We start from the raw sequence: 19,878 nt of genomic DNA, 5'->3' as shown, positions 1-19,878 counted from the left end.
GGATCGGGTGTCGGACGAGGTTGACAGCAGCCCTTGATCCGTAACAGCACGCGGGGCGCACGGAGGCATGGACGGGGGCGCAGGTGCGGCTTCACCGCCGCGAAGGGGTAGCCACTCGGGCGGCGGGCGCCGACCTCGTCATTACGGCTATAGATGGCAATACCCGTAATTCCTGCATTCTCCGGATATTCAGGGGGCAAAGATCACAGGGGAAGGCGTTCACAGCTGTCTCAGCTACTCCGCTTCTCGCGGTCCACATCGCGAACGCATAGCAGTCTCAGGGGGTTCAGCATGGCGGCAAGGCCGCTTGTGGCGCGGCAGCCGAACGAACGGCTGCAGGCGCTGATCCAGGAAGCCGGCTGCTCCAACGCCGGGTTGGCGCGCAGGGTCAACATGTGCGGCGCGGAGCACGGTCTCGATCTGAGGTACGACAAGACCTCCGTCGCTCGCTGGCTGCGCGGTCAGCAGCCGCGCGGCCGCGCCCCGGCCGTCATCGCCGAGGCGCTCGGGCGCAAGCTCGGCCGCACGGTCACGATCGACGAAATCGGCATGGCGAACGGCAAGAACCTCGCTTCCGGCGTCGGACTCCAGTTCTCCCCAACGGTGTTGGGTGCGATCGAACAGGTCTGTGAGCTGTGGCGCAGCGACGTCGGGCGGCGCGACTTCCTGAGCGGGACGTCCGTGGCGTCGTCCGCCCTCGTCGAGCCCAGCCGCGACTGGCTGATCACCGCGGCCGATCCCCAGGTCGCCCGGAGCGCGGGTGCGCGGGTCGGGGTGTCCGACGTGGAGGCCGTGCGTGCCACGACCGAAGCACTGGTCGAACTTGACCACCGTTACGGCAGCGGGCACGTACGCCCGGTCGTCGTGCACTACCTCAACAGCGTGGTCTCCGGACTGCTGGCCGGTTCCTACCGGGAGGCAGTGGGGCGGGAGTTGTTCGCCGCGGTGGCCCGTCTGACGGAACTCGCGGGCTACATGGCCGTGGACACCGGACAGCCCGGCCTCGCCCAGCGCTACTACATCCAGGCCCTCAGGCTGGCCCAGGCGGCCGGGGACCGGGGGTACGGCGGGTACGTGCTGGCGGCGAGCATGAGTCATCTGGCCGCCTCACTGGGCAATCCGCGGGAGATCGCTCAACTGGCGAAGGCCGCGCAGGAAGGGGCGCGGGGCCAGGTCACGCCGCGGGCGGAGGCGATGTTCTATGCGGCCGAGGCGCGCGGGCACGCGCTCCTCGGGGACGCGCGCTCCTGCCAGACCGTCGCGGCCAAGGCGGTGACCAAGCTCGAAGAGGCCGACAACGGGCCGGACTCGGGCGACGACCCGCCCTGGATCCGGCACTTCGACCGGGCCTATCTCTCGGACGAGTTGGCGCACTGCCACCGGGACCTGGGCCAGGCCGAACCGGCCCGGCGGCATGCGGAGGACGCGCTGCACAACCACCCGCAGGGCCGGGTGCGGCGCCGGGCGATCGGCATGCTCGTCCTGGCGACGGCGCACGTGCAGCAGCGCGAGGTCGAGGAGGCGTGCATCACCGGGACGCGGGCGCTCGAACTGCTGGGCACACTGCGGTCGAACCGGGGCGCCGAGTACCTGGACGACTTCCGGCAGCGGCTTGAGCCGTACCGGGACGAGCCGGTGGTACGGGAGTTCGGGGCACGACTGGAGATGCAGGCGGCATAACGGGCGGCACAAGGGGTGACGTAAGGAGGGACGGCCCGGGACGCCGGGCGGGCCGCAGCCGGCCCGTCCGGCGTCCGGGAGCGCATGGGGTTCACTGTCCCGGCGCGGAGCGCACCCGGTAGCGTGAGCTGCCGGTTCACACGCCCCGTACAGCCTGAGGAGTCCCCCGGTGACGCAGAACGGACAGGGAAACGAGCCGCAGTTCCCTGCGGTGCGTGCCCCGTTGCCTCCGGAGGTTCCTCCGGGCGCCTCGGACGCCGCCACGCAGTACCTGCCGCCGGTGCCGGGCGGCCCACCGCCGATACCGGGGCCGATACCCGGGCCGATGCCGGCCCCCGAGGCGGCATCGGCAGCGACGCAGTACTTGCCGCCCGTGGTCGATGAAGGTGCTGCCACGCAGTTCCTGCCGCCGACGGTCAACGAGGGCGCCGCCACCCAGTACCTGCCTCCTGTGGTCAACGAGGGCTCTGCGACGCAGTACCTGCCGCCCGTGGTCAACGAGGGCTCTGCGACGCAATACCTGCCCCCTGTGGTCAATGAAGGCGCCGCCACGCAGTACCTGCCGCCCGTGGTCAATGAAGGCGCCGCCACGCAGTACCTGCCGCCCGTGGCCGACGGGGACTCCGCCACCCAGTTCCTGCCCCCGGTCGGGGGCGCCGCCGATGCGGCCACCCAGTACCTCCCGCCTGTCGCCGGACAGGCCGGCGCTTCCGGCCCGCTGCCGGCGCCCCACGGGGACCGCACGCCCCCCGCGGAGTTCGACACCCTCTTCCGCGCAGCCGCCCCCACGCAGCAGCTGCCGCCCGTTCCGCCGGCCGCACCGGCCGCTCCCCGGCGCAGACAGCCGTCGCCCGTGGGCCCGCCGCCCGGCGGCGCGGCATCCCCGCCGTCCCGGAGCGCCGCCCCGCCGCCCGCCAGGCGGAAGAAGTCACCCGTCGTACTGGTCACGGCCGTTGTGGCCGGCTGCGCCGTCGCCGGGCTCGGTGCCGGTGCGCTGCTCAGCGGTGGTGACGACAAGACCAACGACCAGCAGAACGCAGCGGCCAGTGCACCGCCCGCCTCCACCGGGCCGAGTGACAGCCCTGCCGCCACCACCCCGGCGCCCAAGCCGGCCGACCCGGCCGAGGGGCAGGCCAAGGCGCTGGACGCGCTGCTGAAGGACAGCTCCGGCAGCCGTGACTCGGTCATCAGGGCCGTCGACTCCACCCGCGGCTGCAAGGACCTCGACAAGTCGGGCGCCGACCTGCGCACGGCTGCGGACCAGCGCAACGGCCTGGTGGGCCGGCTGCAGCAGACGCCCATCGACAAGCTCCCCGGCAACGCCGACCTCGCCGCCCAGCTGACCAAGGCCTGGCAGTCCTCCGCCTCGGCGGACAGCCACTACGCTGCGTGGGCCGGGCAGGTCGGCGGCAAGCACGGCTGCGACAAGGGGCACGCCCGTCCGTCCGGCGACAGCGTGGCCGGCGACCGGGCGAGCGGGGACGCGACCGCCGCGAAGAAGAAGGCGGCCGATCTGTGGAACCCGATCGCCAAGAAGTACGGGCTGACACAGCACGAGTGGTCCCAGCTGTGAGTGGGAACGTACGATCGACTGCTGTGCAAGGTTCGGAGAAGTCTTCCCGTCGCGGCCGCCGCTCGACCACCATGGACGGTATGCCGCTCAATGACATGCCGTGGTGGCGCTGGCGGGCGAACGTCCGCTCCGCGCTGCACATGCTCTCGGACCCGGCGTTCCAGCAGGAGTGCTGGCTCACCGGCCGCGAGGGCTACGGAGATGTGACCGACGCCGTCTACCGCCTGGTCGAGGACACCTGGCTGGACAACTGGTCGGCCGAGAAATATGTCGGCACGGTCTTCCGCGACTCGGGCGAGGCCGCGCTCGTCGACGTCGCCGTCCTGCGGGTGCTGCGGATCATGCACCAGGTCGGGGCGGACGCGCCGGTCTCCGCCTACCTCGAACACCACGGCTGGCCCGAGGCGGTCCGGGCGGCACGCGAGGCACACGTCCGGTTGGCCGTGAGCGACGGGGACGACCCGGACGCGTCGCCGCGCTCGCTCGGCGTGCTGGAGGCGCTGCTCACCCACGCCTGAGCCGTGGGCGGGGGCATGAGGAAGCCGGGGGTCCGGAAGGGGCCGCGGGTGTGCGACGCTATTGGGCTATGAACGCCTCGCAGCCCCCCGTCGCCGAAAAGGCCCCCGAGCAGTCCGGCCAGTACGTCCTCACCCTCTCCGGTCCCGACAAGCCGGGCATCGTGCACGCGGTGTCCAGCTACCTGTTCATGACCGGCTGCAACATCGAGGACAGCCAGCAGTTCGGAGACCGCGACACCGGGCTCTTCTTCATGCGCGTGCACTTCAGTGCGGAGGCCGCGGTGACGGTGGAGAAGCTGCGGGCCAGCTTCGCGGCCATCGGGGACTCCTTCCACATGGACTGGCAGATCCACCGCGCCGACGAGAAGATGCGCATCGTGCTGATGGTGTCCAAGTTCGGACACTGCCTGAACGACCTGCTGTTCCGCAGCCGGATCGGGGCGCTGCCGGTCGAGATCGCGGCGGTCGTCTCCAACCACACCGACTTCGAGGAGCTCGTCGGCTCCTACGGGGTCCCCTTCCACCACATTCCGGTGACGAAGGAGAACAAGGCGGAGGCGGAGGCGCGGCTGCTGGAGCTCGTCCAGTCCGAGAACGTCGAGCTCGTCGTCCTGGCCCGCTATATGCAGGTCCTCTCCGACGACCTCTGCAAGGTTCTCACCGGCCGGATCATCAACATCCACCACTCCTTCCTGCCGAGCTTCAAGGGCGCGCGCCCGTACCACCAGGCGCACGCGCGAGGTGTGAAGCTGATCGGTGCGACCGCGCACTACGTGACGGCCGACCTCGACGAGGGCCCGATCATCGAGCAGGAGGTCGAGCGGGTGGGCCACGAGGTGACCCCGGACCAGCTGGTCGCGATCGGCCGCGACGTGGAGTGCCAGGCGCTGGCGCGGGCCGTGAAGTGGCACAGCGAGCACCGGGTGCTGCTGAACGGGCGGCGGACGGTCGTCTTCGCCTGAGGCCGGGCGGCGGAGCCGCGACAGAGGCGTCCGGGGGCGCAGCCCCCAGCCCTCACAGCCGTGACAGCGACGCGGCCGCGTACAGCACGTCCCGAATGGCCTCCTCGTCCCCCAGCCCACCGGCAGCCGCGTCCCCCGGCGCAACCCGGCCGGAGGCCAGCCGGCAGAACTCCACCCCCTCCACCGCCACATGCGCCACTTCCCCCTCGGCGCTGCCCACCGCCCCGGGTGAGTCCAGCGGGATGTACCAGTGGCCGCCCCCGCTGCCCTCGATCTCCAGGTGCAGCGACCGGCCGACCGTCCCGACGGGCACCAACTCCCGCGCGGGCGCGGCCAGCCCGGCCCGCCGCCGCCCGGCGATCACGGTGGGCAGCAGCCGGGCCGCGAGGTCGATCATGCGGTGCAGGTGCGGCGAGGCGGGTGCCGCGTACGGGTAGGCGACCGCCTCGGCGATGTCCCCGGCGTGCACCCAGCACGCGAAGGCGCGGTCCAGGAAGGAGTCCCGCAGCGGCAGGGCGAACGGCCCGTATTCCACGGGGAGTCCGGCCACCCGGCCGGCTTCGAACGACGCCTTCCGTATCAGCGCCCGCCCCTGGTCCCGCCACGCGGTGTGGACGGCCGTGGGTGCGCGCCCGGCGCCGTCGGCGGCCCAGTACGCCTCCGTCCGCGCGGCGGGCGAGCGGACGGACGTACAGGCGTCCCGGTCCACCGCCTCCAGCGGATCCCGCAGCCCCAGGGTGCCGGCGACGATCCCGTCGACCGTCATCAGGTGCGTGATCACCGCGGCGACCGTGGTGTCGCGCTCCACGGTCCTCCGCCCGTCGAACCACATGAGCCGCACCGGCGCCCGCCACTCCGCCTCGCCGATGTCGTGCAGCAGGGCGTCGAGCCGGGCGGCCTCGGCCTCGTACGGCGCGGCCCAGTCGGGCACGGGGATGCGGGCGGGACGGCGGCTGAGGGCCCCGGCGAGGACGCGGGAGCGCAGGCCGGGGTCGAGGTCGAGGCTGTCCTCGGGGTGCAGCAGGGCGACGGCGTCGCGCAGGCGGACGGCCTCGTCCGCGCAGCCGGCGCAGTCGGTCAGGTGCCCCTCGACGGCCACCGTCTCCTCGGCCGAGCAGGCGGCCAGCGCCCAGGCGCCGAGCAGGGACTTGAGCACCGGGTGCGGGAGCGACGGCCCCGGCGCGCCCGCCTCGGGGGCGTCCGGCGCGCCCGCCCACGGCGCACTGTCTTCCGCAGCAGCGCGCGGCCCCGGGACGCGCGGGGGCGCATCGGAGCGCCGGGGGTCGTCCATGCCGCTCATCGCGCCGCCCCGTAGCCGGGTGGGGGGACGGGGCGCGGGCCCTGGTGCGCGGTGGAGAGCAGCTGCAGGCCGAGGCGGAGCCGGCGGCGGGCCTCGTCCTCGGTGACGCCCAGCCGGGCGGCGGCCTGGCGGTAGTCGAGGCGCCGGAAGTAGGCGAGGTCGAGGGCGGCGCGCAAGGGGGCGGGCATGGAGGTGACGATGTAGTCGGCGCGGGCGGCGGTGGAGGCGGTGCGGACCTTCTCCTCGACCTCCTCGGGCCCGGCCGTGCCGTCGTCCTCGGTGCGGCGCAGCCGGCCGACGGCCTGCCGGTGGGCGAGACCGGCGATCCAGGAGCGCAGCGAGCCGTGGCGGGGATCGTAGGTCTCGGGGTGCTCCCAGACGTGGCCGAAGACCTCGCGCGTGACCTGGTCGGCGCCGTGCTCGTCGTCCAGGACCCGGTGGGCGATGCCGTGCACCAGGGAGGCGAAGCGGTCGTAGAGCTCGCCCAGGGCCGCGGCTTCGCCATGGGCGAGCCGTTGGTGCATCCGGCGGTCCCACCGGGGTGGTGCGTCGTTCGTCATGCCGCCCCTTCCGTACGTACTCCCCTTCCGTACGTAGAGACGAATGTAGCCGCGGGCCTCCGCCGGGGATATGAGTTTGCGGCAAACTCTGGATCTTCGGGCGCTGCAGATGGTATGGAGCCGGTCACTTTGGGTCGATCTGGTCGATCGGTACGGATCGTACGTGCACGAATGTGCCGATGTGTTATGCGGGTGTGACCGTAACCAGGGGAATGCGGGGTTCTGGCTGGGCATAGGCTCAACAGCGGCCGGCTTATGCCAGGTGGTGTTTCACGGGGGAGCTCCCGGGCAGCCACCCGGGGAAGGGTCCATTCCGGATAACGAACGAACTGGGGAAGGGGCTCGGCGCGTGACATTGAAGGTGGTGGAGCACGAGCAGGGGCAGTGGGCCGTGCTCCGGGTCTGCGGCGAGATGGATCTGGTGACCTCACCGGCGGTCCGGCAGCATGTGCACGAAGCGGTCGCCGAAGGGCGCAGGTCCCTGGTGCTCGATCTCGGCGAGGTGCGGTTCTGCGACTCCAGCGGGGTGGGCGTGCTGATCGCCGCCCGCCGGCTGATGCGCTCCTGCCAGGGCAGGCTGCGGCTGATCCTGCCCGCCCAGGGAGCCGTGGAGGGCTCCCACGTCAACAGGGTGCTGGCCGCGCTGGGGGTGCGCCGCCTCTTCGAGGTCTACCCGGATCTGGACAGCGCCACGGCGGAGACCGCCGGCACCCGCCCGCTGTCGGCCTGAGCGCGGCTACTGCCGCTCCTCCCGCGGGAACCGGGCACGTACGACGAAGCCGCCCTCCTCCGTGGCGTGCGCGTCCAGTGTGCCGCCCAGGCTCTGGGCCCGCTCGCGCAGCCCCACCAGGCCGTGGCCCCCGCCGGGCAGCCCCGGGGCCGGCACGGCCGAGTCCGCCGGTCCGTTGCGCACCTCCACCAGCAGGCCCCTGCCCCGCTCCTCCGCCACCCGCACGAGCACCTTCGCACCCGGCGCGTGCTTGCGGACGTTGGTCAGCGCCTCCTGCACGGTGCGGAAGGCCGCCCGCTCGACGGCCTCCGAGCGCCGGGCGTCGGGCGCGGTCACGTCCTCGAACGTGACGTCCAGCGCGCTCAGTTCGATCAGCCGGGGCAGGTCCGCCAGCCGCGGCTGCGGCGTGAGCTCCTCGGTGTCGGCTCCGGCCGCCCGCAGGATGCCGACCATGTGGCGCAGCTCGTCGAGCGTGCGCACGGACAGTTCGCGGATGGTGCCGGCCCCGGCCCGTGCCCTGCTGTCGTCGGTGCTGACCTGCACGGCCCCGGCCTGGAGGCTGATCAGGCTGACCTGGTGGGCCACCACGTCGTGCATCTCCCGGGCGAGCCGGGCGCGTTCGGTGGCCAGCACCTGGTCGGCCAGCAGCCGGTCCTCGCGGGCCCGGCTGCGGGTCAGCTCGTCGAGCCGGTCGGCGAGTTCACGGCGGGTGCGCACGAGCAGCCCGACGGCGATCGGGGTGGCGGCGTTGACGAGGGCGTCGACGCAGGCGAGCCCGATCTCCCGCGCGCTGCCCCAGTGCGAGGCGGGGTACGGGACGAGGTGCGCCACGGCCAGCAGCAGGCCCGTGCCGAGCAGCAGCCGGCGGTCCGGCCTGCGGACCGCCACCGTGTACAGCGCGATGAGCGGCGCGAACCAGATGTAGCCGATGTGCAGGCCGGGCAGGGTGGCCAGGAAGACGGTCACGGGGAAGCGGCGGCGCCACAGCAGGGCGACAGCGGCCAGGAGCGACAGCCAGAGCGCGAGGGACGGCGTGGTCCCGTTGACGAGCAGCGCGTCCGCCGTGGCGAACAGCATGGGCGCGACGACCGGGGCCCACGGGGGCCACGGGAGCGTCCTGAGGCGCGCCGCCACGGTGCTCACAGGGCGCCGTCCTCGCTCCGTGCGGCGTCCGCGGGTCTTCGGGGCGTCACGGGGCGGCAGGAGGTGACCAGGCCCGCACGGTCGGCGACGATCGCGGCCTGCACCCGGTTGACGCCGCCGAGCTTGCCGAGGACGGCCCGCACGTGGTCCTTGACCGTGCTGGGCGCCAGGCCCATGCGCTCGGCGATCTGCGGGTTGGCCAGGCCCGTGCCGAGGTGGGCCAGCACCTCGCGCTCGCGCGGGGTGAGGGACCGTACGGCCTCGGCCGCCGCGCTCTCGGCCTCCGCGGCCAGGTAGCCGCCGATCACGGCGCGCGTCACGCCCGGGTCCAGCACGCTGCCGCCGGAGGCCAGGGTGCGCACCGCGCGGACGAGCTGTTCCGGGTCGGTGTCCTTGAGGAGGAAGCCGGCGGCGCCGTGGCGGAGCGCGGCGGCGAGGTACTCGTCGGCGTCGAACGTCGTGAGCATGGCGACGGCCGGCGGCTGTGGGGCGGCGCGCAGGGCGCGCAGGACGGTCAGGCCGTCCACGTCCGGCATGCGGATGTCCAGCAGGGCCACATCGGGGGTGCAGGCGGTGATCACGTCCACGGCCTCGCCGCCGCCGCAGTCGGCGATCACCTCGATGTCCGGGGCCGTGCCCAGGATCATGCGCAGCCCGGACCGGACGAGCTGTTCGTCGTCCACCACTGCAACACGGATCACCGGCTGCTCCCTACTTTTCTGGGTTCGTTCCCCTCCAGCCTGCCGTACGGGTCGGACATCTGCGGTTTCGCGACGTGAGGCGGGCGCCCCGTAAGGGGCGCGGGGAGCTGCGCGCGCAACCGGAGCCGGCCCGCAGCCGAAATACGGCCCTACCGGCGGAGCCTACGGCCGAGGCCACTGGGGCGGCGCAGTGGGCGCAGGACCGAGCGTCGTGGTCCCCGGCGCCGCACGGTGCCCCAGCCCGGTGCGGTAGGCGTCCAGCGCCGCCTCCGTACGCCCCGTACGCCGCAGCAGATCCCCGAGCAGCCGGCACAGATCGGCAAGATCCCCCGCGGCACCGGTCCGCTCCAGCAGGGAGAGCGCGGCACAGTAGTGCTCCTCGGCCCGGTCGGTGTCCCCGCGGTCCTCGGCGATCAGCCCGAGAAGACGGTGGGCCCCGCCCGCATGCACGGCACCGCGCTCCGCGCCGAGCGCATCGGGCGACAGCAGCGGAAGCAGCAGATCCTCGGCCTCCGCCGTCTTGCCGCGCCGCCGCAGCACGTCCGCCAGCTCCACCTCGACCTGGACCGTGAAGAGGGCGGCCCGCTTGGAGGCCAGCATGTCGCGCGCGGTGCGCAGCTCGCTCTCGGCCTTGCGCAGGTTGCCGTCCTGGGCGTGCACGTAGCCGCGCATCCAGTGGCAGTGGGCGAGCTCGGTGCGGATGTGCAGCTGCCGGTAGAGCTCCTGAGCCTTGGCCAGGGAGGCGTCGGCCTCGGCGATTCGGCCCTCGGCGATGAGTGTGCGGGCCACGCCCCGGTGCATGCCGGCGACCAGCGCGGGGTTGTCCACCTGGGGCGCGAGGGCCAGCGCGAGCTCCGCGGCGTGCGCGGCGCGTGCGTGCGCTCCCATGTCCATGTAGGGCGCGATGGAGGCGGTGTAGAGCAGCAGGAGCGCGTCCGGGTCGTGCATCCCGGAGGCGTTGAGCTCGTCGACGGCCGTCTCCAACAGGTAGCAGGAGTAGCGCAGTTCGCCTGCCAGGAGGTGGGCGGTGGCGCGCCCGCGCAGGGCCGGTACACGGCGCGGCAGCGGTTCGTCGGCCAGCAGCGCCTCGGCCTCGGCGAAGCGGTCGCGGGCGTCGGTGAGGTCGCCGGTCTCCAGCGCGCAGTCGCCGAGGCCCTGCAGGGCGGCGGCCTGCTCGGGGACGAGGTCCAGAGCGGCCGTCTCGTCGTGGAGGGTCCGGAAGAGGGCCGCCGCGTCCTCCGCCTCGCCGGTCGCCAGCGTGCGGCGGGCGTCGGTCAGCCGCATCCGCAGGCCGGTGGCCAGGTGCGGCGGCCGGCCGGTGACGAGTTCCTCGACGGTGGTGCCCAGCCGCCCGGCGAGGTGCCGCAGGGCGGTCTCCGAGGGGCGGACCTTGCCGGCCTCGAGCGTGGAGATGTAGGCGGCCGTGTAGGCCGGTTCGGCCAGCTGTTTCTGGGTGAGCCCCGCCTTCGTGCGCAGCCGCAGGACGCGCCGGCCGATGTCGGCGGGGTCGTCCGTCCGTATGCCGTGGGTGCTGTTCTCGGCCACTTTCGCCCCTCGGTGCCTCGCTCGGTACATTGCGCCGTGTTTCACACCGTGCCTTAAATCTGCTTACGTGAGGATGCGATCGTGCCGATGTCCCCCGAAAGGGCTGCTGCCTCTTCCGTCCGCCAGCCCGGACTCGTCCTCACCGACCACTTCTTCGACGTCCCCCTCGATCACGCGGTTCCCGATGGCGAACTGATCCGCATCTACGCCCGGGAGGTCGTCGCCGCAGGGCGTATACGGGACGAACTGCCCTGGCTGGTCTTCCTGCAGGGCGGTCCCGGCTGTGCGGCCGGACGGCCGGTGGGCCGCGAGGGCTGGCTGGACCGGGCGCTGGACGAGTACCGCGTCCTGCTGCTCGACCAGCGCGGGACCGGACGGTCCACCCCCGCCACCCGGCAGACCCTCCCGCTGCGCGGCACCCCGGCCGAACAGGCCGCCTACCTGGCCCACTTCCGCGCCGACTCGATCGTCCGCGACTGCGAGCACATCCGGCAGCGGCTGACCGGCGGGCGGCCGTGGAGCGTGCTGGGGCAGAGCTTCGGCGGCTTCTGCGCGGTGACGTACCTGTCGTACGCGCCGGAGGGGCTCGCCGAGGTGCTGATCACCGGCGGGCTGCCGTCCCTGGATGCCGATGCGGACGACGTCTACCGCGCCGCCTACCCGCGCATGGAGCGCAAGTGTCTGGCGCACTACGCCCGTTACCCCGGCGACGAGGAGGCCGCGCGGCGCATAGGGGCGCACCTGGCGGAGCACGAGGAAGTGCTTCCCGACGGCACGCTGCTGACGGTCGAGGCCTTTCAGCAGCTCGGCATCCTCCTCGGCACGGGCGACGGCTCGCACCGGCTGCACTATCTGCTGGAGGACGCCTTCGTGGACACCGTCGACGGACCGCGCCTGTCCGATGCCTTCGGCGAACAGGTCGCAGCCGTGCTCACCCGGGCCGACAACCCGCTCTACGCCATTCTCCACGAGTCCATTTATGCCCAGGACGGGCGCGCGACGCACTGGTCGGCAGAGCGCATACGGACGGAATTCCCGCAGTTCGCATGCCACTTCGAGCCCGGTGCGCGTTTTCTCTTCACCGGTGAGACCGTCCATCCCTGGATGCTGCGCACCCACGCCGCCCTGCGCCCCCTGCGGCACACCGCCGAACTCCTCGCCGAGCACAAGGGCTGGACACCGCTGTACGACGCGGAGCGGCTGGCCCGCAACGAGGTGCCGGTGGCCGCGGCTGTCTACCACGACGACCTGTATGTCGACACGGAGCACTCGCTCCGCACGGCGCGTGCCATTGCAGGTCTGCGGACATGGGTGACGGACGAGTACGAGCACGACGGCGTGCGGGTGAGCGGCCGGCTGGTGCTGGACCGGTTGCTGGGGCTCGTCAGGGGAGAGGTCTGAGCGGCCTGTTGAGCCGCAAGCATTGTCACGGGGCGGTCGCAGCTCTACGTTAAGCCGCGCATTAAAGCGACTTGAGCCGCTGCTTTTGCAGTGGTCTTCGAGAGGACCCCCCATGCGCAGACGAATATCGCTGGCGGTGGGCGTGGCGGTCATGGCCGCGCTCGCCGCCCCGGCCGCTGCGGCGCAGCAGCCGCACCCCCAACGGCAGCAGGACGTCGAGTACTTCACAGAACCGGGCGGTCACCCGCATCACACCCGGATCCCCGTCTCCACCACCCCGGTCAAACCCCTCAAGCCCTCGTTCAAGGGGGATGGTGACGTCACCCCGATCGTCAACAACGGTCCGGTGAACAGCAAGCTGGACGTCGTCTTCATCGGTGACGGCTACACCGCCGGGCAGCAGGAGGCGTTTCACGCCGCAGTGCGCGCCAAGTGGGCCAAGATGTCGGCCGTCGAGCCGTACGCCTCGTATCGCAACTTGTTCAACGTGTGGGTCGTGGACGCAGTTTCGCGCGACTCCGGCGTGTCGGGCGACCCTTCGCAGGGCGTGAAGAGGGACACCGCGCTGGGCTCGGGCTTCTTCTGCGACGGCATCGAGCGGCTGCTGTGCCTCGACACTGCGAAGGTGGAGCCGTACGCCGCCAAGGCGCCTGCGGCGGACCTGGTGGTGGTGCTCGCCAACTCCGCCAAGTACGGCGGTGCGGGCTACAACGACGTGGTGTCGAAGGTGGGTTACGACGGCATAGCGACGGCGTCGGCCGACAATGACCGCTCGGACCAGATCGCGGTCCACGAGACGGGACACTCTCTGGGCAAACTTGCCGACGAGTACCAGTACGACGAGTACGGCACCTACACGGGTGCCGAGCCGCACGAGTCCAACATCAGCACGCTGAGCGCAGGGCAGATGCAGGCACAGCGGACGAAGTGGTACCGCTGGCTCGGGCAGCCCTCGCCCGACGGCGGTGTCGTCGACACGTTCGAGGGCGGCGGCTACTACCCCAAGGGCCTGTTCCGCCCCACCGACAACTCGATCATGCGGTCACTGGGCAGGGAGTTCAACCTGCCGGGGCGTGAGGCGATGATCGCGGGTTTCTACCGTCATGCGAGCGTCCTGTCGAGCAGTGTGCGGACGGATGTGACGGTGCAGGGGCGCGAACGCCTGACCGTCCGGCCGGCCGCACGGACGGTGGCGGTGCGGTGGTACGTGGACGGCCGCGAGGTCGTGGCGGCGCGAGGCCACCTTGCGGTGGTGCCGCGGTCGCTGGGCGTCCGGGCCGACGGGCGCACCCACACGGTGACGGCCCGTGCGACCGACCGCACGGATGCGGTGCGCGACCCGGAGGTGCGCAAGCGGATGTCGGGTGACCTGACGTGGCGGGTGGCGGCCGGCTGAGGATCCGGACCGCCGACGGGCTATGGTTTTGGACGAGGTCCAACTGTTTCAGCAGGCAGCCGAAGACAGCCTGATCGCCCGTCGAAAGGTTGGGATCCGTCATGGCAAACGAGCTGAACCACATCATCGTGCACGTCAAGGACCGCCATCGGACGGCCGAGTTCCTCACCGAGCTGACGGGCACCGGCAAACCCGTGGACTGGGGGCGCTTCACCCAGGTCACCTCGTCCAACGGGGTCGGCGTCGACTTCGCCGACGACCTGGTGCCCGCGGACGCCATCAACGTGAGCCACCTCGCCTACCTCGTCACCGACGAGGAGTTCGACGCCGTCCTCGGCCGGATCACCGAGCGCGGACTGCGCTACTGGGCCGACCCCGCGCACAGCGTCGAGGGCGAGATCAACACCGACTACGGCGGCCGGGGCCTCTACACCGAGGACCCGGGCGGCACCCTCAACCTGGAATTCATGACGACGCCTTACGGAGACGAGCCGGTCGGCCGCCCGTCACCGCCGTCGACCCGCTGAGCGGGCCGCGCCCCGAAGGGGCGCGGGGAACTGCGCGACCAGCCGGAGACGGCCCGCAGTGTTACCGCGCAGCGCTCAACTCCCGCTCCAGCGGGGTACGAAACCGGGGCGTGACCCGAACGTCCCCGATCCAGGCGGAGAGCCGTCCGGCCTCCGCCGCGACAGCGGCCCCGGCGTCGCGCCCGACGCGGCCCAGCGCGCGCCAGACGATCTCGCCGTCCGCGCGCTGGGCCCAGCCGCCCACGATGCGGCCGTTCCACCAGACGGTGGGCCCGATGTTGCCCGCACGGTCGAAGAGTGCGGGGACGTGGCCGGGGGACAGGTACCAGTCGCGCTGCCGCCAGCCCATGGAGGTCGGGTCGAGCCCGGGGAGCAGGGCGGCCCAGGGCTCGGCGGTCTCGCCGCCCTCGAGGTCCTCCGGGAGCACGTATCCCGTCCCCTCCGTCAGCTCCACGCCCACGGCGTCCACGTCCGCCAGCGCCTTGCGGGTGTCGCCGAGCGTCCAGCCCGTCCACCACTTGAGGTCGGCCTCGGTGGCGGGCCCGTACGAGGCCAGCCAGCGCCGCGCCAGTTCGGCCTTGGCCTCCCGCACGGGGAGCTCCGGCAGCTGCGGGACGAGCGCCCACGGGTACATGCTGCTGGTCCACGAGCCCCGCGGCCGTGCGCGGCGCAGGTGCCCGTCGGAGGCGAGCAGCCGCAGCACCCGCGAACCGACGCTCTGCCGGGCCTCGTACGGCTTGCCGGGAGAGACGACCATCGTGTCGCGCAGGGCGGGCACGATCTTGCCCAGTTCGGCGGTCGTCGCCTCGCCGCGTTCGGCGAGGGCGGCGAGCACGGTCCGTTCGGTGTCGGCGAGTCGCGCCTCGTCCCAGTCGGGGAGGTGCGCGTGGAGGCGTTTGACGAGGGTGGCCCGCTCGCGGGCGGCGATGGCGCGGGCGGTGGACGAGGAGACGTACGGGGCGAGTTCGGTGGTGACGGCGAAGAGGGTGTGCCGCATGGAGAGCAGCTTGACGAGCGTGACGTCGTCGTAGAGCCCGCGCTCCACCTCGCCTGCGCCCGGCTCGGCGAGCCGGGCGCAGGCGGAGAGGTAGACGGTGGCGGCGTCGCTGGCGTGCAGCCCGACGAGGGCGTCGGCGACGCTCTCGACGCGTGCCGCGCGCCGGCCGGGGGCGAGGAGGTGCCGGTGCCCGAGCCGGGCGCGCCGCTGCTCGTCGGTGATGCGGGGGAGGACGGTGCCCATGGGGCGACGGTACGGGGTCAGTAGGTCGGTTTCCGTCCTCATTTCCGGGTGTCCGGGAGAGCGGCCGGTTGCCGGGCGTGGTGCATCCGAACACACCCCGTAGGGGTCCGGCTGGGGGCAACGTCCGGGCTCGCCCCGGATGTTCGGCAGCGGCCACGCGGACAGACTCGGCGCATGGACACGATGAAACGCAACGCCTGGGGAACGGCCGTCGCCGCCCTGCTTGCGGCGACCACTGCCGGACCGTCGCTCGACAGGGACGTCCTGCGCCGTTCCATCGCGGGACTGCCCGATGCCGACGTCACGGGCGCCCTCGTCCGGGTCGCCGGATCCGCGGGCCACTGGTGGGGTGTGTCCGGTGCGGCCGACGCGGACACCGGCGCCCCGGTGCGCTCCGACTCCTCCTTCCGTATAGGCGGCATCACCCGGCTCTTCACACACGCGGTGCTGCTCCAACTGGCGGACGAGCAGCAGGCCGACCTGGACGCCCCGGTCGCGCGCCACCTCCCGGGTCTCCTCCCGGAGCCTCACCTGCAGGTCACCGTCGGCCAGTTGCTCGACGGAACGAGCGGCCTGCCCGCACCGCCCTCGCTGACATACGGGGACGGTTCGAACGAATGGTTCACCGAGCACCGTTTCGATTCCTGGAGTCCGGAGCGGATCGTGTGTGAAGCGCTCAAGGAGCAGCGGGAGTTCACCCCGGATCCGGCCGAGCCGCGCAACGGCATCGAGGCCCTCCTCGCCGGCCTCGTCATCGAGGAGATCGCCGGCCGCTCCTTCGCCCGCGAGGTGCACGAGCGCATCACGCGCCCGCTCGGCCTGCGCGGTACGTACGTGCCGGATGCGGACGACGTCACGCTCCCGGAGCCGTATTCCCGCACCTACGTGGCGACCGTCGGCGGCCTCGTCGACGTGACGGCGCGCAGCCCGTACGCCTGGGCGGCAGGAGGCATGGTCTCCACGACGGCCGATCTCGACCGCTTCCTCGGCGCCCTGCTCGACGGCCGCCTGCTCCCGCCCGCACAGCAGGAACTCCTGCCCACCCACAGCGGATTGACGTGCACCGCTCTGCCGGACGGCAGGGAGCTGGTGGGTGCGACGGGCTCCGGCCCCGGCTTCACCTGCGGCGTCCTGGCCACCCGGGACCTCTCACGACGCGTGGCCTACTCCCTCAGCTGCATACGCACACAGGGATCCGGCGAAAGCCCTTGCGCACAGCGCATCGTGGACGCGGCCTTCCGTATCGGCTGAGGCGCGCCGAAGCGCCCCGAAGCACCCCGACGCGTGCCGCACGGACGCCGTCGGCCGGGAGGCCTTGCGGCAAGATGGGCACATGGGGACCTTCGCTGCCCCCGGCGGCCTGCTCGCCGGGCGCTACCGGCTCGGCCGGCGGATCGGGCGCGGCGGGATGGGCACGGTGTGGCGTGCCACGGACGAGCTGCTCGCCCGCGAGGTCGCGGTCAAGGAACTGCACATGGGCGATGGCGACTCCGCGCGCGACAGCGAGTCCCAGCGGGAGCGCACCCTGCGCGAGGCGCGCACGGTGGCGTTGATCAAGCATCCGAACGTGATCGTGCTGCACGACATCGTCGAGCAGGACGGGCGGCCCTGGATCGTCATGGAACTGGTCGAGGGGCGTGCCCTGTCCGATCTGCTGGCGGCCGACGGCCCGGTGGGTGCGGGGGAGGCGGCGCGGATCGGGGTCGCGATGCTGGGAGCGCTGCGTGCCGCGCACGCGCGCGGCGTGCTGCACCGGGACATCAAGCCGCCCAACGTCCTGCTGGAGGCCGGCACGGGGCGCGTCGTGCTGACGGACTTCGGCATCGCGCAGGTCTCGGGGGCGACGACGATCACCGAGACCGGCGCGTTCGTCGGCTCGCCCGAATACACCGCGCCGGAGCGGATGTCGGGCGGGCGTGCGGGGCCGGCGTCCGATCTGTGGTCGCTGGGCGTGCTGTTGTGCACAGCGCTCAGCGGGTCGTCGCCGTTCCACCGGGATTCGCTGGGCGGCATCCTGCACGCGGTCGTCCACGACGAGATCCGCCCGCCCGTCGCCGCAGGTCCGCTGCTGCCGGTCGTCCGGGGGCTGCTGGAGCGCGACCCGGCGCTGCGGATGAACGCCGACCGGGCCGAACAGCTGCTGCGCGCCTACCTGGAGACGGGCAACACCTTCGTGGGGGTGGCCTGTACGCCGACGGAGCGGAGTGTCCCGCTGCCGCTGCCCGTGCTCCCGGCCGGTGCGCTCACGCCGGGCCGCGGGCGCACCGCGCTGATGGCCGCGCTCGCCGTGGCGACCCTGGCCGGCATGGGCGCCGGGGTGGCCGCGCTGCTGACGGACCCGGGCGCGGGCCGGACGGACGGCAGGCCCCCGCACTCCGCCGTCGCGGACACCACCGGCACCAGCGCGTCGGCCCCTTCCGTGCCGGACGCGCCCGCCAGCGCCGCCGTGTCCGCCCCGGAGGGGTTCCACGCGGTGCAGGACCCGGCGGGCTTCGCCTTCGCCGTCCCCGACGGGTACACCCGCTCCTTCGAGCCGCCGCGCGTCTTCTACTACTCGCCGGGCAAGGAGTTCCGCATCGGCGTCCTCATCCAGGACACACAGGAGGGCGGCCCGATCGGGGTGATGCGCAGCGCCGCCGCCCTCGCGCCCGACCGCTACCCCGGCTACCGCGAAGGCCAGGTCGAGCGGACCACGCACAAGGGACTCAAGGCCGCCTCGTGGGAGTTCAGCTGGGACGGCTTCACGGAGAGCGAGAGCAAGGCACCGCAGGGCGACCGTCACACGTACGACGTCTCGTGGGACGAGGCGGATAAAATGTACGACGTCTGGGTGTCCGCGCCGGTCGCCAAGTCGGCAGAGGGCAAGCGGTATTTCGACGTCGCTCTGGACACCTTCGCCCGCATCCGGCCCAGGTCCGGACCGTAGGGCCCGGCCCGCGTGACCCGGGTCGCAGAATGAAGCTACTGACGGGTACCCAAAGCGTCCGAGCACGCCTACGCTCGCCCCCATGACGGAATCGCGGCACAGCAACCCCCTCGCCCCGGCCGGCGCCCGTACCGCTGCCGACGTGGTCACCCCCGCTCTCGTGGCCCGTCTCACCGCCGGCGTCACCGGCTCCGGCAGCACCGTGAACCACGCGCCGTTCACCGGAGAGGTGCTGGCCCACCTGCCGGAATCCACCCCCGAGGACGTCGCCGCCGCATTCGAACGGGCCCGCGAGGCGCAGCGGCACTGGGCCGCCCGCTCCGTGCGCGAACGCGCAGGCGTGCTGCTGCGGTTCCACGACCTCGTACTGCGCCGTCAGTCCGACATCCTCGACCTGATCCAGCTGGAGACCGGCAAGGCCCGGCTGCACGCACACGAGGAGGTGCAGGCGGTGGCCGTGGCCGCCCGCCACTACGGGCGCAGCGCCCCTGCCTACCTCCGGCCGAAGCGTCACACCGGCGTCATCCCCACGCTCACCCGGGTCACCGAACTGCGCCGCCCGCGCGGTGTCGTCGGGCAGATCGCGCCCTGGAACTACCCGTTCGAGCTGTCGGTCGGTGACGCGCTGCCCGCCTTCGCCGCGGGCAACGCCGTCGTGATGAAGCCCGACACCCAGACCGCCCTGACCGCGCTGCTGGCGCGCGAGCTGCTGATCGAGGCGGGCCTTCCCGAGGGCGTCTGGCAGGTCGTGCTCGGCGAGGGCCCGGTGGTCGGCCCGGAGGTCACGGACCGGGCGGACTACGTCTCCTTCACCGGCTCCACCCGCACCGGCCGCGAGGTCGCCCGCAGCGCGGCAGCCCGGCTGGTCGGCTGCTCCCTCGAACTGGGCGGCAAGAACGCCATGCTGGTGCTGCGCGACGCCGACGTCGAGAAGGCGGCGGCCGGTGCCGTCCGGGGCTGCTTCTCCTCCGCCGGACAGCTGTGCATCTCCATCGAGCGCCTCTACGTGCACGCCTCGGTCGCCGACGACTTCCTGGCCCGCTTCGCCGCCCGGACCCGGGCGATGCGGCTGGGTACGGCGCTCGCCTACGGTGCCGACATGGGCTCGCTGGTCTCGGAGAAGCAGCTGGAGACCGTCACCCGGCACGTGGAGGAGGCCGTGGCCAAGGGCGCCACGCTCGTCGCCGGCGGCCGCCATCGGCCGGACGCCGGGCCGCTGTTCTACGAGCCGACCATCCTCGACGGCGTCGAGCCGCCCATGGCCGTGTGCACGGAGGAGACGTTCGGCCCGGTGGTGTCCGTCTACCGCTTCACGGACGAGGACGAGGCGGTCCGGCTGGCCAACTCCACGCCGTTCGGCCTCAATGCGAGCGTCTGGACGGCCGACGGGCGGCGCGGCCGGGAGATCGCGGCGCGGCTGAAGGCCGGCACCGTCAACGTCAACGAGGCGTACGCGGCCGCCTACGGCAGCGCGCAGGCGCCCATGGGCGGAATGGGCGACTCGGGGCTGGGCCGCCGCCACGGCTCGGAGGGCATCCTCAAATACACCGAGGCCCAGACCGTCGCGCAGCAGCGGGTGATGCCGCTCGGCCCGGCGTTCGGCATGGACGACGAGAAGTACGCACGGCTGATGACGGGCGGACTGCGCGCGCTGAAGGCGCTGCGCCTGCGCTGAG

17 protein-coding genes are annotated in these 19,878 nt (G+C 72.7%); 11 read left to right on the top strand and 6 right to left on the bottom strand.

Going from position 1 to position 19,878, the window contains the following annotated elements:
* Positions 1-291 precede the first annotated feature (291 nt).
* The 4 genes from ACLHRZ_RS38435 to purU all read left to right on the top strand — a co-directional run bounded on the left by ACLHRZ_RS38435 (position 292) and on the right by purU (position 4,733).
* Positions 292-1,680 carry an NsdA family TPR-like regulatory protein gene (locus tag ACLHRZ_RS38435; protein ID WP_490423222.1) on the top strand — a complete coding sequence of 463 codons (1,389 nt, stop codon included), beginning with the start codon at positions 292-294 and terminating at the stop codon, positions 1,678-1,680.
* A 169-nt stretch (positions 1,681-1,849) separates the two neighbouring features.
* Complete coding sequence (locus tag ACLHRZ_RS38430) at positions 1,850-3,253, top strand: hypothetical protein (RefSeq protein ID WP_490423221.1); 1,404 nt, start codon at positions 1,850-1,852, stop codon at positions 3,251-3,253.
* 71 nt (positions 3,254-3,324) lie between these two features.
* Positions 3,325-3,771: an SCO4402 family protein gene (locus ACLHRZ_RS38425; RefSeq protein ID WP_490423371.1), complete on the top strand. Its 447-nt coding sequence runs from the start codon at positions 3,325-3,327 to the stop codon at positions 3,769-3,771.
* A gap of 68 nt (positions 3,772-3,839) precedes the next feature.
* The gene (gene purU / locus ACLHRZ_RS38420) at positions 3,840-4,733 is read left to right on the top strand and encodes a formyltetrahydrofolate deformylase (protein WP_490423220.1); all 894 of its coding nucleotides are present in this window, start codon (positions 3,840-3,842) and stop codon (positions 4,731-4,733) included.
* Between the two features lie 52 nt (positions 4,734-4,785).
* Here the strand turns inward: purU and ACLHRZ_RS38415 are convergent, their stop codons facing one another.
* Positions 4,786-6,033, bottom strand: coding sequence for an anti-sigma factor (locus tag ACLHRZ_RS38415; RefSeq protein ID WP_490423219.1), 1,248 nt, complete (start codon positions 6,031-6,033; stop codon positions 4,786-4,788).
* Positions 6,030-6,593, bottom strand: a complete 564-nt coding sequence (locus ACLHRZ_RS38410; RefSeq protein WP_490423218.1) for a sigma-70 family RNA polymerase sigma factor — start codon at positions 6,591-6,593, stop codon at positions 6,030-6,032. Before ACLHRZ_RS38410 ends, ACLHRZ_RS38415 begins: the two co-directional genes overlap by 4 nt.
* Positions 6,594-6,942: 349 nt before the next feature.
* On the opposite strand from ACLHRZ_RS38410, the gene ACLHRZ_RS38405 reads away from it, so the two are divergent.
* The gene (locus ACLHRZ_RS38405) at positions 6,943-7,323 is read left to right on the top strand and encodes an STAS domain-containing protein (protein WP_490423217.1); all 381 of its coding nucleotides are present in this window, start codon (positions 6,943-6,945) and stop codon (positions 7,321-7,323) included.
* A 6-nt stretch (positions 7,324-7,329) separates the two neighbouring features.
* On the opposite strand, the gene ACLHRZ_RS38400 is transcribed toward ACLHRZ_RS38405, so the two are convergent.
* The 3 genes from ACLHRZ_RS38400 to ACLHRZ_RS38390 form a co-directional block, all read right to left on the bottom strand.
* The gene (locus tag ACLHRZ_RS38400) at positions 7,330-8,466 is read right to left on the bottom strand and encodes a sensor histidine kinase (protein ID WP_490423216.1); all 1,137 of its coding nucleotides are present in this window, start codon (positions 8,464-8,466) and stop codon (positions 7,330-7,332) included.
* The gene (locus tag ACLHRZ_RS38395) at positions 8,463-9,167 is read right to left on the bottom strand and encodes a response regulator (protein WP_490423215.1); all 705 of its coding nucleotides are present in this window, start codon (positions 9,165-9,167) and stop codon (positions 8,463-8,465) included. The genes ACLHRZ_RS38400 and ACLHRZ_RS38395 overlap by 4 nt, the downstream gene beginning before the upstream one ends.
* A gap of 162 nt (positions 9,168-9,329) precedes the next feature.
* Positions 9,330-10,712 (bottom strand): helix-turn-helix domain-containing protein, encoded by a 1,383-nt coding sequence (locus ACLHRZ_RS38390; protein ID WP_490423214.1) that lies wholly within the window; start codon positions 10,710-10,712, stop codon positions 9,330-9,332.
* An 87-nt stretch (positions 10,713-10,799) separates the two neighbouring features.
* Here ACLHRZ_RS38390 and ACLHRZ_RS38385 point away from each other — a divergent pair, with 87 nt between their 5' ends.
* The 3 genes from ACLHRZ_RS38385 (at position 10,800) to ACLHRZ_RS38375 (ending at position 14,036) form a co-directional block, all read left to right on the top strand.
* Positions 10,800-12,113, top strand: coding sequence for an alpha/beta fold hydrolase (locus ACLHRZ_RS38385; RefSeq protein ID WP_490423370.1), 1,314 nt, complete (start codon positions 10,800-10,802; stop codon positions 12,111-12,113).
* 112 nt (positions 12,114-12,225) lie between these two features.
* Positions 12,226-13,509: a M64 family metallopeptidase gene (locus tag ACLHRZ_RS38380; protein ID WP_490423213.1), complete on the top strand. Its 1,284-nt coding sequence runs from the start codon at positions 12,226-12,228 to the stop codon at positions 13,507-13,509.
* Positions 13,510-13,610: 101 nt separating this feature from the next.
* A complete protein-coding gene (locus ACLHRZ_RS38375; protein WP_490423212.1) occupies positions 13,611-14,036 on the top strand; it encodes a VOC family protein in 426 nt (141 codons plus the stop codon).
* A gap of 61 nt (positions 14,037-14,097) precedes the next feature.
* On the opposite strand, the gene ACLHRZ_RS38370 is transcribed toward ACLHRZ_RS38375, so the two are convergent.
* Positions 14,098-15,276 carry a winged helix DNA-binding domain-containing protein gene (locus tag ACLHRZ_RS38370; protein ID WP_490423211.1) on the bottom strand — a complete coding sequence of 393 codons (1,179 nt, stop codon included), beginning with the start codon at positions 15,274-15,276 and terminating at the stop codon, positions 14,098-14,100.
* A 174-nt stretch (positions 15,277-15,450) separates the two neighbouring features.
* Here ACLHRZ_RS38370 and ACLHRZ_RS38365 point away from each other — a divergent pair, with 174 nt between their 5' ends.
* The 3 genes from ACLHRZ_RS38365 (at position 15,451) to ACLHRZ_RS38355 (ending at position 19,877) form a co-directional block, all read left to right on the top strand.
* A complete protein-coding gene (locus ACLHRZ_RS38365) occupies positions 15,451-16,527 on the top strand; it encodes a serine hydrolase domain-containing protein (RefSeq protein WP_490423210.1) in 1,077 nt (358 codons plus the stop codon).
* Positions 16,528-16,609: 82 nt separating this feature from the next.
* Positions 16,610-18,202, top strand: coding sequence for a serine/threonine-protein kinase (locus tag ACLHRZ_RS38360; protein WP_490423209.1), 1,593 nt, complete (start codon positions 16,610-16,612; stop codon positions 18,200-18,202).
* Between the two features lie 82 nt (positions 18,203-18,284).
* Positions 18,285-19,877, top strand: a complete 1,593-nt coding sequence (locus ACLHRZ_RS38355; RefSeq protein WP_490423208.1) for a succinic semialdehyde dehydrogenase — start codon at positions 18,285-18,287, stop codon at positions 19,875-19,877.
* Position 19,878: the final 1 nt, after the last annotated feature.

The sequence above is a fragment of the Streptomyces sp. AM25 genome (genome assembly GCF_058146165.1).
Note: the sequence above shows the minus strand (reverse complement) of the source record. Positions and strands in the feature narration are given on the sequence as shown.